This window comes from Myxococcales bacterium, assembly GCA_012513515.1.
Classification (GTDB): domain Bacteria; phylum UBA10199; class UBA10199; order 2-02-FULL-44-16; family JAAZCA01; genus JAAZCA01.
The window spans coordinates 1-12,609 of sequence record JAAZCA010000029.1; the positions used below are offsets into that span (position 1 = coordinate 1).

13 protein-coding genes are annotated in these 12,609 nt (G+C 52.6%); 2 read left to right on the top strand and 11 right to left on the bottom strand.

Annotation, left to right across the window (positions count from 1 at the left end; translation table 11 throughout):
* Nucleotides 1–298 (top strand): four helix bundle protein (locus GX659_05430; protein ID NLD28230.1); only part of this gene is annotated, 298 nt, incomplete at its 5' end.
* A 174-nt stretch (nt 299–472) separates the two neighbouring features.
* On the opposite strand, the gene truA is transcribed toward GX659_05430, so the two are convergent.
* The 7 genes from truA to GX659_05465 form a co-directional block, all read right to left on the bottom strand.
* Nucleotides 473–1,237, bottom strand: a complete 765-nt coding sequence (gene truA, locus GX659_05435) for a tRNA pseudouridine(38-40) synthase TruA (GenBank protein NLD28231.1) — start codon at nt 1,235–1,237, stop codon at nt 473–475.
* A gap of 1 nt (nt 1,238) precedes the next feature.
* Nucleotides 1,239–3,767 (bottom strand): hypothetical protein, encoded by a 2,529-nt coding sequence (locus GX659_05440; protein NLD28232.1) that lies wholly within the window; start codon nt 3,765–3,767, stop codon nt 1,239–1,241.
* A 12-nt stretch (nt 3,768–3,779) separates the two neighbouring features.
* Nucleotides 3,780–4,799: an aspartate-semialdehyde dehydrogenase gene (locus tag GX659_05445; protein NLD28233.1), complete on the bottom strand. Its 1,020-nt coding sequence runs from the start codon at nt 4,797–4,799 to the stop codon at nt 3,780–3,782.
* 7 nt (nt 4,800–4,806) lie between these two features.
* Nucleotides 4,807–5,094 carry a hypothetical protein gene (locus tag GX659_05450; GenBank protein ID NLD28234.1) on the bottom strand — a complete coding sequence of 96 codons (288 nt, stop codon included), beginning with the start codon at nt 5,092–5,094 and terminating at the stop codon, nt 4,807–4,809.
* Nucleotides 5,091–5,966 carry a CDP-diacylglycerol--serine O-phosphatidyltransferase gene (pssA, locus tag GX659_05455; protein NLD28235.1) on the bottom strand — a complete coding sequence of 292 codons (876 nt, stop codon included), beginning with the start codon at nt 5,964–5,966 and terminating at the stop codon, nt 5,091–5,093. Before pssA ends, GX659_05450 begins: the two co-directional genes overlap by 4 nt.
* Nucleotides 5,963–6,634 (bottom strand): phosphatidylserine decarboxylase family protein, encoded by a 672-nt coding sequence (locus GX659_05460; GenBank protein ID NLD28236.1) that lies wholly within the window; start codon nt 6,632–6,634, stop codon nt 5,963–5,965. The genes pssA and GX659_05460 overlap by 4 nt, the downstream gene beginning before the upstream one ends.
* Nucleotides 6,635–6,876: 242 nt before the next feature.
* Nucleotides 6,877–7,362, bottom strand: coding sequence for a YajQ family cyclic di-GMP-binding protein (locus GX659_05465; protein ID NLD28237.1), 486 nt, complete (start codon nt 7,360–7,362; stop codon nt 6,877–6,879).
* Between the two features lie 225 nt (nt 7,363–7,587).
* Between GX659_05465 and GX659_05470 the strand changes: the two genes are divergently transcribed.
* A complete protein-coding gene (locus GX659_05470) occupies nt 7,588–7,812 on the top strand; it encodes a DUF465 domain-containing protein (protein ID NLD28238.1) in 225 nt (74 codons plus the stop codon).
* A gap of 49 nt (nt 7,813–7,861) precedes the next feature.
* On the opposite strand, the gene hutH is transcribed toward GX659_05470, so the two are convergent.
* Genes hutH through GX659_05490 form a run of 4 tightly spaced genes read right to left on the bottom strand, consistent with a single transcriptional unit; the run spans nt 7,862 to nt 12,603 of the window.
* On the bottom strand, nt 7,862–9,394 hold the full coding sequence (gene hutH / locus GX659_05475; protein ID NLD28239.1) for a histidine ammonia-lyase: 1,533 nt from the start codon (nt 9,392–9,394) through the stop codon (nt 7,862–7,864).
* A gap of 1 nt (nt 9,395) precedes the next feature.
* Entirely contained in the window at nt 9,396–10,100 is a 705-nt protein-coding gene (tsaB, locus tag GX659_05480; GenBank protein ID NLD28240.1) for a tRNA (adenosine(37)-N6)-threonylcarbamoyltransferase complex dimerization subunit type 1 TsaB, read from the bottom strand.
* A complete protein-coding gene (gene rseP / locus GX659_05485) occupies nt 10,100–11,452 on the bottom strand; it encodes an RIP metalloprotease RseP (GenBank protein ID NLD28241.1) in 1,353 nt (450 codons plus the stop codon). The genes tsaB and rseP overlap by 1 nt, the downstream gene beginning before the upstream one ends.
* Entirely contained in the window at nt 11,449–12,603 is a 1,155-nt protein-coding gene (locus GX659_05490; protein NLD28242.1) for a 1-deoxy-D-xylulose-5-phosphate reductoisomerase, read from the bottom strand. Before GX659_05490 ends, rseP begins: the two co-directional genes overlap by 4 nt.
* Nucleotides 12,604–12,609 lie beyond the last annotated feature (6 nt).

Genomic DNA, 12,609 nt, shown 5'->3' on the forward strand with positions numbered 1-12,609 from the left:
GATGCCAGAGCTAATCGGATCCCTTCCAAGGGGGAATTACTATCTGGAGGATCAGCTTAAACGGGCGTTTTCTAGCACGCTACTTAACTTGGCGGAGGGAAACGGCAGGAGATCGCAGAGAGACAGGAATCGGTTCTTCGATATTTCGCTAGGGTCAATAGCCGAGGTTGCCTCGATTATCGATATCTTGTCGGCTTATGGATATATATCGGCAGGCCATCAGGAGGAGCTGAAAACGCTGCTTCGCAGGGCTTATGCGATGATCATCAATCTGAAGAAGTTTAATCCGGTATCTTAAGTCTTCAGCTTCATCCTCATCTTGATCTTAATGACGCCGCGCTTGCCCCTTTTGCGTTATTCAGATGACTTGTAATTGATGGTTATTTCTTAGTTTGTAAGATTCGATGATGATTAAAAATAGAATATGTCAGAATATGTTGTGGTTGTTACAGACAAATCAGGCCTGACCAAATCAGTAAATAACCTTCACCAGGCAAAGCCCCCTTGCCGGGGCGCATTCAAATCGCTCCTGCCTGTTTTTTTGAAGAAGGATCCTTGCAATATCATCTGGAGTCATACGCCCTCTTCCCACCTCGACAAGTGCGCCCGTCATATTTCTAACCATATGCCTCAGAAACCCCTCCCCTTCAAAAATCAGATCCACAAATTGAGCCCCCGAGTAATCTGAAAAGGGAAAGCCGGATCCCCTTCGAACCTCTATTCTGTTTATGGTTCTGACGGAAGATTTTGCGCAACATCCGGTCGCGCGAAAACTCTCGAAGTCATGCCTGCCGACGAGTTTTTCCGCCCCTTCCCTCATCGCTTCGAGATCGAGTCTCGTTGAAATATGCCACGCGAAGGGATCCTCAAGCGGCAGCCTATTCGATGAAACGTAAATCCTATAAAGGTAGATTTTTCCCTTGGCGCTGTTTTTTGCATGAAAACCTTCGGTTGCATCTGAGGCATCCACGACGGATATGTCCGGAGGAAGCATTGAATTAGCGCCGCGGCGGATTCCATCGCAGGAAACCTCCGAGTCCGTCTGGAAGTGAGCGACCTGCCCTACCGCGTGAACTCCGGCGTCGGTTCTGCCTGCCCCCGTTATGGAAACATCGTGGGAGAGGATCCTCGAAATAGTTTCCTCGAGTTTCTGTTGGATCGATTCCCCCGCAGGCTGGCGCTGCCACCCGACGTAGTTTGTCCCCTTGTACGAGATTGTGAGCTTGACGATGCGCATTTCAGAATTCCATCAGAAGGCCGGCCGAGTAGACAAACCCGGAAAGATTGAGCCCCCTCTTTCCAAAATTATCCACCCACTGGTACTGCGCCTCCAGCGTGAGGAAAAAATCGTTGATCCCGATGTCGCTGTCTAGCGAAGAGGAGCTGTCGGCCATCTCTCCGATATTTATCTGAATCCCTCCGGTGCCGTGGATTCCATATTTCAAACCTTTGATCACGTTGCCGCTGAGGCTCTGCCTGAAATAAATCATGTCTGGGCCCACACGAATATAGGGGACTAGATATCTCCAGGAAAAGTAGTCGGCCCGCCAGGTGAAGTTGAGCTGCATCGGAACCAGAATCATGTTGAAACGCTCCTGCGCACGCTCACCTGTGTGAACTCCTCCTGCAAATGCCTGGGCGCTCTTGTAGAAAAAACCCACCCCAGCCCCGATCCCATAGCGTTTCTGAAGCAGCAGGCCTCCCTCAAGCCTCGTTATCATGTTGCAGCACTTGCCGAAGGCTTCATTGAGTATCTCGTTTTTCGGCATCCAAAAACCGGTCTTGATCTCGAATTCCCAAAGCTGTTTGGATGCGACATTGGGAGTGAACATGGCCGAGACAGATCGTTCGCTGATATCAGCGCCCTCCTGCTGCGCCAAAACGCTCGGGGGAACCAGGAAAAGCGCAGCAAATAAAATAATCGGAAGAATTTTTCTGCAAGGCGATCGCCTACGGAAAAAAATCAGGAAAACCGCAAACAGCAGCGGAATAATATCTGCCACCCTACCTTCTGCAGAGGGCAGCATCGAGCACCCTTTTTCACCGGAGAGTTCCGCCGGGCCGTAGGTTGGAGATGGCGTCTCGCTTGTTACACTGCGCGAGGGGCTGACATTTCCGGCCTCGTCTATCGCTTCAACGGCTATGTAGTATAGCTTGTCATTTTCAAGCCCGCCCACGCTAGCTGTCTGCGTCGTGCCACTTGAGGCCTGCGCTACCTGTGCCGTTGGCGTCGTCATCGTGATCACTTCGTCATAGTCCTGGCTGGCGTAAAAGCGGTACTTTGAAATGTCGGACTGCGTTAGCCTGTTGAAGGTTACATAGATCATCTCATCGCCAAAACCGGCCGATCTGATAGTGACAACCGGCGGAGGGGTGTCGACCAAAATCTCTGTGGAAAGGCGCCCCCTGTCGTCATCGGATGTTACAAAAACCCATATATCGACGTAACCTTCGTCGAATTTTCTCGAATTATCGTCATAGTTTATCTGAACGCTTTTTTCCTCATCGGCGGCGACCGTTCCGCTGCTATCCCCCTCCGAATCAACGAGCACATCGCCGGATGCATCGCTGCCCCCGCCGGATACTATCTGGTAGGTTCCTCCAAGATCGGACTGAAAGGTTATCACGAAGTAGCCTTCTATCGTGAGCTTGCTCAGCTCGTCATTGAAGACGACCGAATCTATGGTGACCCACGGATTTGCCGAAATGACGCCGACCGCACCGGTCGCAAAACCCATATAGACGTAACCATCGGTGGAACTTGAGGCCGCAAGCACCGAAGGAACCGCCGAAGTGGGCAGCGGCTCTCTTTCGGTATCCGGATCGTCGGACATATTGAAGACCTCGTCGTTGAAGGTGTTGACGACGCTAACTCCGTCGGTCCCGGCGACATAGGCGTATGCGCCGTTGGGTTTTTTCACGTTCGTTATGACGATGTCGGTTGGGTTGAGATTCTCCGAAATATCTATGCCGCTTTTGACTATCTCCCCGGAAGCAGGATTGATCTTCACCAACTGCGGCGTAGTGGAATCCACAACATAGATGTAATTTTGATTGGGGAAAATATCTATGGCAGTGAGCTTGTAGGAAGTGCCGATCTTCACATACGAGGCAGAGCTCCCACCTTCCGGCAGGCCGACGATATAGCCAACGTCGGTAGTGAAATATATCTCTCCATCGTCCTCGGCCAGCACGCCGTCGGTCAGATTAAAATCTGTGGATCCAGGAACCGTCAGGTTGATAGTTCTCGCCACCGACCTGTCGTTGAGATTCACCACCTGCACGGCGCCTTTGGTATTATCCGCTATGTAGAGGCTTTCTTCACTTCCATCTATCACGATGACTCCCAAAACGCTCTGTTCTGCCACCGTCACGATGACCGGCTTCTTCTCAAGGTCGTTCATATCGTATATCAGCAGATCCCCATCCTGCTGCGAGAGATACATCTCGTTTCTACCGCTTGAGTATGCGAGCCCGCCGGCGATCCCCTTCGTGTCCTCGTCATCGGATGGCTGAAAGGGCTGAAGCCTCGCAAGGGAATAGCTGCCCATATCTACGATTTTCAGAGACTCGGCATAGGCCACTAGAAGAGTCGTATCGTTTATCAGCTTGAACCCATCGAAGGCCGATCTGACTCCAAAGTCAAAGGGAGGATTCTCGTCGTTCGGGCCGAAGAGCTCAGCGTCAGGATAGGCCGAAGCGGACCGCGACAGGATAAGGATGGAGATGAAGGCAAAGCAGAGAATGAAGCAGCGTGGTATTTTCACGACAAAGGCTCCTCAGAGATAGTCTTTTGCTAGAATCTCAGCTATCTGCACGGCATTTAAAGCCGCGCCTTTTCGGATATTGTCGGCCGCTATCCACATCGAAATGCCGAACTCGACGGTGGGATCTTTTCTGATCCTCCCTGCGAAGACCTCATCTTTTCCGGTGACCTCTATCGCCATCGGATATCTGCAGAGTCCCGGATCGTCGAGAAGAAGAACTCCTGAAGCCGATGAAAGGATTTCCTTTACCGATGAAGGGGAAATCTCGTCCGAGAATTCGATATTCAGAGATTCAGCATGCCCGGAAAAAACCGGCACCCTGACCGCGGTGGCGGAGACCTTTATGGAATCATCCTCCATTATTTTTGCTGTTTCGTTGACGAGCTTCAGCTCCTCTTCAGTATCCCCATCGGCGTTGAATTTGCCGATGTGCGGAATGCAGTTGAATGCGATCCTGTGCGGGAAAACTTTCGAATCGCACTCCGCGCCGGAGAAGAGATTGACTGCTTGTTTTGAAAGTTCTTCCATGGCGGAAATTCCGGCTCCGGAAACAGACTGGAACGTGGTAACGACCACCCTCTTTATCGGAACCACGTCGTGCAATGGCTTCAGCACCATGACCATCTGTATCGTGGAACAGTTAGGGTTGGCTATTATCCCCTTCTCCTTGTAGTCGGCGATCCTATGGGGATTTATCTCCGGAACGACGAGTGGAATCTTCGGGTCATTTCTAAATGCAGAGGTATTGTCTATCACCACAGCACCGGCGCCGGCTGCTATCGGAGCGTGTTTTTCGCTGACCTTGCCGCCGGCCGAAAAAAGCGCAATATCGACGCCCGTGAAAGATTTTTCATCCAGAATCTCGACCGGCAGATTTTTCTCCCCGAACTGGACCTCCTTGCCGATGGAGTTGTCCGAAGCTAGCGGAAGAATTTTGCCAACGGGAAAATTTCTTTCTTCCAAAACCGCAAGGATCTCGCCGCCCACGACTCCTGTGGCACCGACGACGGCAATATTATATTGCTTTCTCATGATGCCATCATCCCTTCTTGAAAAGGGCCTCGAGCTTAACTTTGGCGCTCGCGGCGTCCTGCTTCTCTCTTACCGCATCCCTGCCCAACTGAAAAAATTCGCAAAAATTCGCGTCATCCTTGTTGCCAACCGGTGGAGCCTGATTTTCACGGCAGTCGTTGTGATAGCTCCTGTCGTAAAATTTACACTGCACGCAGGAGTGCAGATATTTTCCGCAACGCGGACACTCCTCGAGCCTGCCTATCTTGAAAATTATTTCTATCTCCGTTCCGCAGAAATAGCAGATTGGCATCACCGCACCCCGCCCGCTTCGGAGTTTTTTCTCTCGTCTGAAGAATCGAACCGAATGATGTTATCCGCGCCATCGAACAGCATCTTCTCTTCACGTTCCTTCTTCTTGGAAGCCCTGCGCTCCCGCATCTTGTTCATAAACTTTCTGCTGTGATGAAGCGTAACCAGCTCCTCGAAGATCCCTGAGAAGACGTAGCCGGTCGCCAGAAGAAAGATTGTGACCTCCGGTTTGATCGCGACGAGAACTATTCCTACCACGACGAGGACCAAGGCGTAAAAGCTGTTCCTCTTTTTTATATTAACCACCTTCATGCTTCGGTATCTGATCTTGGAAACCATAAGCATGGCGAGGAATATCGTCATCACTCCGAGGAGGATGCTTCCCTCTGGAGGAAACTCGAATACGTGGTGATGAAATATGACATAAGTTGCGATTACATAGGCCGCAACAGGTATCGGAAGCCCCTGGAAGTATTTCACCTCAACATCGTCATGCTGGACGTTGAAGCGGGCGAGGCGAAGCGCGCCGCAGGCGAAATAGAGAAAGCCTGCGAGCCATCCCAATTTTCCCAACCCATATAGCGACCATGTGTAGGCCAGTATCCCCGGCGCGAGACCAAATGAAGAGAGGTCAACGAGGGAATCATATTCAATTCCGAAGGCGCTCTCGGCCTTGGCAAGCCGCGCTATGCGTCCGTCGAGAAGATCGAAGACCCCGGCAAGGAGTATCGCCCAGGCCGCGGCGATGAACTCTCCGGAAAGGGATTTGATCACAGAGAAAAAACCGCAGAAGAGGCTGGCTGAAGTGCACAGATTGGGCAGGAGATAGACCCCCTTCTTCATGCTCTCGCGCTCTCTAAGCCCCCTGAGTTTCATTTAAACCTCCCGATGATCGTAGCGCCGGAAAGGACCTTCTCGCCCGCCTTCACAGCAATTTCCACGCAGGGTGGAAGATACAGATCTACGCGCGAGCCAAATTTAATCATTCCAAAACGTTCTCCCTTGCGCAGCTTGTCGCCCGGTTTTACATAGCACACGATTCTTCTGGCAACGAGACCGGCTATCTGCACCATCACGATTTTTCGCGAAGAGTCGTCTGCGAGAAGGATGATGTTTCTCTCATTCTCCTCGCAGGCCTTGTCCATGCTCGCCACAAAAAATTTGCCGGGGATGTATTTCACATCCTCAACCCTGGCCTCTATCGGAAACCTGTTTACGTGGACGTTGAAGGCTGACATGAAGATGCTGATCTTGGTACACAGCTCACCTGTAACAGGGGCAGCAGCTCCCTGCGTCACCGAAAGAATTTTCCCGTCGGCCGGCGATATGATCGTACCCGATTCGGGAGAATGGGTTCGCTCAGGATTCCTGAAGAAGAATGCGGAGAAAGCCGCCGCAGCGAAGGAGAGAAATGCAAAGATCCCCCAGCCTACAATCCACATGAAAAGCGCAGCTGCGAGCAGCACGGCGATGGTGAAGTGCCCTTCCTTTGCTATGTACAGCTGCTTCGGCATCACCCTGAAGGGGTTATATGATTTGGTCATTGAGGCCTCTCGGTTCCTAAGTAAGCACATGCACTTTCGCGCAAGTCGTATTATCAGAGAGAACAGTGCAAATCAAAATCTTCCAGTCACGATCGTTCAAACCCAGCAATTGACTATTGGCCAAAAACCGAAAGGTCGAGGTTGAGGTTCAGAAAAACCACTCCTGCTCAGCCTTAACCTTAGTCTGAACCTGTTTTTTGGGTCAACGGTCCATTGTCAATCGTCACGGATGTTACGGTCCTTCAATCTCTATAATTTATAAACTGGAGAGGGAGATTGAACCCCTTCCCCTTGATAAGTTCGATCGCGAGCTGCAGGTCATCCCTCTTTTTTCCGGATACGCGCACCTGATTTTCCTGTATCTGCGCCTGAACCTTTATTTTGGAATTTTTTATGGCCTTGGTGATCTCCTTTGCGGTTTCGGTTGGGACTCCCTGTTTGAGAAGGACCTCGCATTTTTTCAATGCGCTGGGCCCGTCGAGAACCTTCCCAAATTCAAGGGCCCTGGCGTCGATGCCGCGCCTTAACATCTTCTCAAGTAAAATATCGCATAATGAGCGCATCTTGAAGTCATCGTCGGCAAAGAGCTCCAGTTTTTTCTTGTCCCAGTCGATCTTGCTCTTGCTGCCGCGAAAGTCGTAGCGAGTTCCTACCTCCTTGCGGGCCTGGTTGATGGCGTTTTCAACCTCCTGCATATCGATCTGCGAAACGACGTCAAATGATGGCATAACCCAATCCTCCGGAAGGTAGCTAATATTGCGAATCTCTTGGAAAAACAAGCATTTTGTTGACTGGAGCGCAATCCGTCGTATAGAATGAAGTCATGAAAGACCGAGAGACGGGGTGGGTCTCGATCTAGACCGCTTGGAGCCCGCCCTGTAAAAAGTTGCGATTTGGGGCTTGGGCTTATTGGTAAAGTTCAAGCCCTTTTTCTTTGTCAAAGGAGGCATAAAATGGAGGCACATGATCTGGAGTTAATTGAAAAGCACATCAGTTCAGACAACGCGTTGAAGTCCCTCTACGACGAACATATCGATTTTGAACGCCAGCTGGAGAAGTTCAACAATAAACCGTTTTTGACGCCGCAAGAAGAGATAGATCGTAAACTTATTCAAAAGAAAAAACTGCGCGGCAGGGATATGATCGAGGAGATTTTAAAGGAGTACAGGGGCAAATAAACCCGCCCCCTCGGGGGACGCAAACGGCTTGTCTCCCCCGATTCCAGATTCATATGATGAGAATTCCAACCGCCTCTTCCGCCGCTGCCACGACCCTTCCATCGGAAAGCATGTGAATGCAGCTCTCGATATCGAAGCGGTACTCCCTATCCTCCTCGGCAGTTTCGACCTCGCTCCTTACCAGATTATAGACGGCAAGAGTCCCCTTCCCGGGTTTTCCATGCCCCCTCTGCAAATCAATCGCCTGACAGGCGGCAAAGAGTTCTATCGCCAGAATTTTCTCCACATTCTCCACCACCTTGAGAGCCTTCCTCGCCGCTATCGTCCCCATGCTGACATGGTCCTCCTGCCCCCCAAAGGTCGGAATCGAATCTACCGATGCAGGGTGCGCAAGCGCCTTATTCTCTGAGACGAGCGCACTCATCGTCACATGCGAGGTCATGAGGCCAGAAGATAGTCCGGGATTGGAAATCAGGCTGCGCGTCGGAATCTCTCCCTCGAGAGGGGTCGTAAGCACCGCCACCCTTCTCTCCGATATGCTGCCGAGCTCGGCGGCCGCGATCGCGAGCATATCCATCGCAAATGCCAGAGGCTCCCCGTGAAAATTTCCGCCCGAAATTATCTCGTCATCCTTGTCGAATATCAGCGGATTATCGGTGCAGCTGCCTATTTCGCGCAACAGGACGGAACGCGAATATTCGGCGGCATCCTTCACAGCGCCGTGAACCTGAGGAATACACCTGAAGGAATACGGATCCTGAACCCTGTTGCAGTTCCTATGACCCGCTATCATTCCGCTTCCGTCGAGAAGCGCGCGAATGTTCCTCGCAGTTTTATCCTGCCCAGGATGCGGACGCAGCTTCTGAATGCGCTCGTCGAAGGGGCGAAGAGAGGCCAGGTCCCCTTCTATCGAGAGCGCTCCCGCTATATCGGCGACCTTAATGAGGTTCCTCATCCGCAGATGCGCGATCGCACCTATCGCCGTCATCACCTGCGTTCCGTTGATGAGCGCCAGCCCCTCCTTCGCCTGAAGCCTGATGGGTTCGAGGCGTTCGGAGTTAAAAACCTCCGCCGCCGGCATGATGATTCCGTTATAATGAATCTCTCCGCGCCCGATGAGATTTAGAGCGATGTGCGCCAGTGGAGCCAGATCGCCGCTGGCGCCTACCGATCCCTGTTCCGGAATCACGGCTACGAGCCTGCGGTTTATCAACTCTATGAGAAGCTCGAACGTCTCGTACCTTATTCCGGAATAGCCCGCTGCCAGCACGTTAGCGCGCAGCAGCATGACCAAGAGCGAGGTCTCAAGCGGAAGCGGATCGCCGACGCCAACGGAATGCGAGAGGATAAGATTTTCCTGCAGCTTCTCCAGATCCTCGCGCGAGATATGGCAGTTGGCCATATTCCCGAATCCGGTGTTTATCCCGTAATAAGGTTTCCCCGAATCGAGTTTCTCCTCGACGAATTTTCGGACTCGCCTTATTCGCGCGGCGGTCTTTTTCGGTATCTCGATTTTCGCGCCGCCGAGAAATTCCGATATCTGTTCAAGAGAGAGAGGGCCGCCGTCTATTTCGATAATCATGTCACTTCCCCTTTCCGAGAAATCCTATCTCGGCGTCGGATTGCCTGATGTAATTCGGAACGAGTTTCTTCAGATCATCCCCGCCGGAGGAAAGCCTCTCCGACGCGAGCACGGCAAGATTGTGGGCGTTGGGAAGAATGTCGTCCCCTTCGGCTATCTGAATCAGGTCGCCTAGGTCAACCGATAGGCGGTCGCGATAGGCGATCGCCCCGTCGCCGACCGCTAAAAAGGGAGATCCGAACTGGCGCAGCTTTGCGATGAGGGCTTCGGGGGGCAAGACGCATTCTGCGATAATTTCTTTGGGAGAGTTTCCAGCGGAAAGATCCCAAAGGGCGGCATAGATCTCGCCGCGCCTGGCATCTATGAGAGTCGCTACGACCTTAGATGGGGAAAGAGCCCCGTTTAACGCCAGCGATTTTAGCGATGACACCCCCGCAATCGGAATTCCAAGCGAAAGCGCTATCCCTTTTGCCGCGGCAAGGCCGGTTCGAAGCCCCGTGAAGGAGCCCGGCCCTATCGCTACGGCAACCCCTTCGATATCGGATATCCCCCAACCGATTTCACCGAGCATGGAATCGAGCTTGCCGAAGAGCCTCTCGGAATGGCTGGAGGGGGCCTGTTGCCTGTCGAGGGCAACAAGAGTTGCTCCGTCTGACAGGGAGATCGATCCGCGCATCGATGTAGTGTCTATCGACAGTATCTTCATTAATGGCTAAAAAACTTTTTTATCCAGCTAGTTATACCCCAAACGCTCTCAATATCCTTTAACGTTATGAGGAGCATGAATGTAATCAGGATGGCAAACCCTACCTGGCTGGCGACCGACCTTATCCGTTCGCTCAGCGGTTTTCCCCTCACCCCCTCGATGAAGAGGAAGAGGATATGTCCACCATCCAGCACAGGAAATGGGAGCAGGTTTAAAACCGAGAGCTGTATGCTCAAAAAGGCCATGAAGTATAAAAAGTTGGCCAGCCCAACCGAGGCAGCCTCCGCCGAGACCTTGGCGATGATTATCGGCCCCCCCAGCACCTTGTATGAAAGCTGAAGGGTTAGAAGCCTGTAGAGGACATCCAGGGTAAGCCCTGCGAGTTTGATCGCCTCCTTCCCCCCTTTGACGAGCGAATCGATAAAATTGTACTTCACCACCTCCACCGGCCCGGAATTTTTCCTCTTTGAGGAGATTCCTATCACCCACCTTTTCGACTCAGCGCTGTAGGAGGGGTGCACGGATATGGAAACTTCTTCATCCCCCCTTTGCACCGTAATTGGGATCTCCCTGTCGCCGGCGGCATGTATTATCGCCGCAAGGTCGTAAAAATTTGTCACCGCCATTTTGTCGGCGGAAATTATAAGGTCACCCGCCTCGATCCCCGCCAGTTCGGCCGGACTGCCCGGGGATACCTCGTCAACGCGCGGCTCATTGCCTATGAATAGAATCGGCTCAACCCCGATGTAGCCCCCTTTTATCTCCGGCAACTCGCCGACGGAGACAGCCCTCTCCACCATCTCGCCATCCCTGACGATTACAAAGGTGAGCTCCATCCCCGGGCTCATCACGACCTCGCTTAGCACATCGTCCCAAGTTGCGACCTCCTCCTCTTCTATCGAAAGGATGAGATCGCCCTTCTTCAGGCCTGCGAGCTCGGCGGGAGAGTCCTTCTTCACATCGACGATTATGGGAGACTCGCGCAGGTAGGCCGGCTCGGCCCTGCCTATCATGAAGACGATGGGCATCAGCACCAGCGCCAGCACGAAGTTCATCAGCGGGCCGAAGAAGACGACCTTGCCGCGCGCCAGGATACTTTTTTGGGAAAATGAGCGCGGGTCAGTTGCCTCCTCGTCGGTGGGATCCTCGCCGAGCATCTTCACGTAGCCGCCGAGAGGAAATGCTGAAATCCGGTAATCGGTTTCGCCGATCTTGATTCCCAGCAGGCGCGGCCCGAATCCCAAAGAGAAAGCCTCGACCTTTATCCCCGCGCGCTTGGCCATTATGAAATGCCCCAGCTCGTGTATGAATATGAGTATCCCAAGCGTGATCACAAAATATATGATAGTCATCTCTTAGCTATTATCTCCTCTGCGCTTTTTCTGGCGGCGCTGTCTATCTCCAAAATCTCCTCTATCGATGAAAAATCGGATGCTGTGAATCTGCCCATGGTCTCGGAAACCACTCTGGAAATTCCGCCGAACGGGATGCGCTCCTTGAGAAAGGCATCGACAGCAATCTCGTTCGCGGCATTCAGAACCGCAGGCATCGACCCTCCCTCACCTATCGCATCGAACGCAAGCGCAAGACACGGAAAGCGGGAAGGATCGGGCTCCTCGAAAGTGAGTTCGCCTATCGCTGCCAGGTTCAGCCTCTCCACGCCGCTCACGGTCCTTTCCGGATACGATATCGCATACGCTATCGGGGCGCGCATGTCCGGGACTCCGAGCTCGGCTATGACGCATCCATCGACGTATTCCACCATCGAATGTATGATGCTCTGCGGGTGGACGACTACCGCGATCTTTTCGACAGGAAGATCGAAGAGCCACTTCGCCTCGATAACCTCCAGCCCCTTGTTCATAAGCGACGCGGAATCTATCGTGATCTTCGCCCCCATCGACCATCTCGGATGCTTCAGCGCCGCGGCTGGCGTCGCATTCTCTATCTCCTGCGCGCTCTTCCTTAGAAAGGGACCGCCTGACGCTGTGAGGATTATCCTGTCGATGTCCTTCGCACTGTGGCCGACCAGCGACTGGAATATCGCCGAATGCTCGCTGTCTATCGGAATTATCTCTACTGCATTTTCCTTTGCAAGCTTGGAGACGAGAGGGCCGGCTACGACCATCGACTCCTTGTTTGCAAGTGCGAGTTTTTTTCCGCTTTCGATCGCAGCAACTGTAGGCTTGAGCCCCGCAGCCCCCACTATCGCGGAGACGACCATCTCTGCGCTTTCCATTCTGGCGACATCGCAGGCGCCATCTGTGCCGAATCTTATCTCGGGAATTTGTCCGGATAGAATCGAACGAAGTTCCACCGCGGATTTTTCATCCCTGACTGAAACTATCTCCGGTGAAAATTCGCCTATCTGAGCGGCAAGCGCCTTCACATCATGCCCTTCGGCGAGGCCGACCACCTTGAATTTTTGGGAATTGGCGCGGACGACGTCGAGCGTGCTTAGCCCTATCGAACCGGTGCTGCCCAATATGGATATTTTTTTCATCTGAGT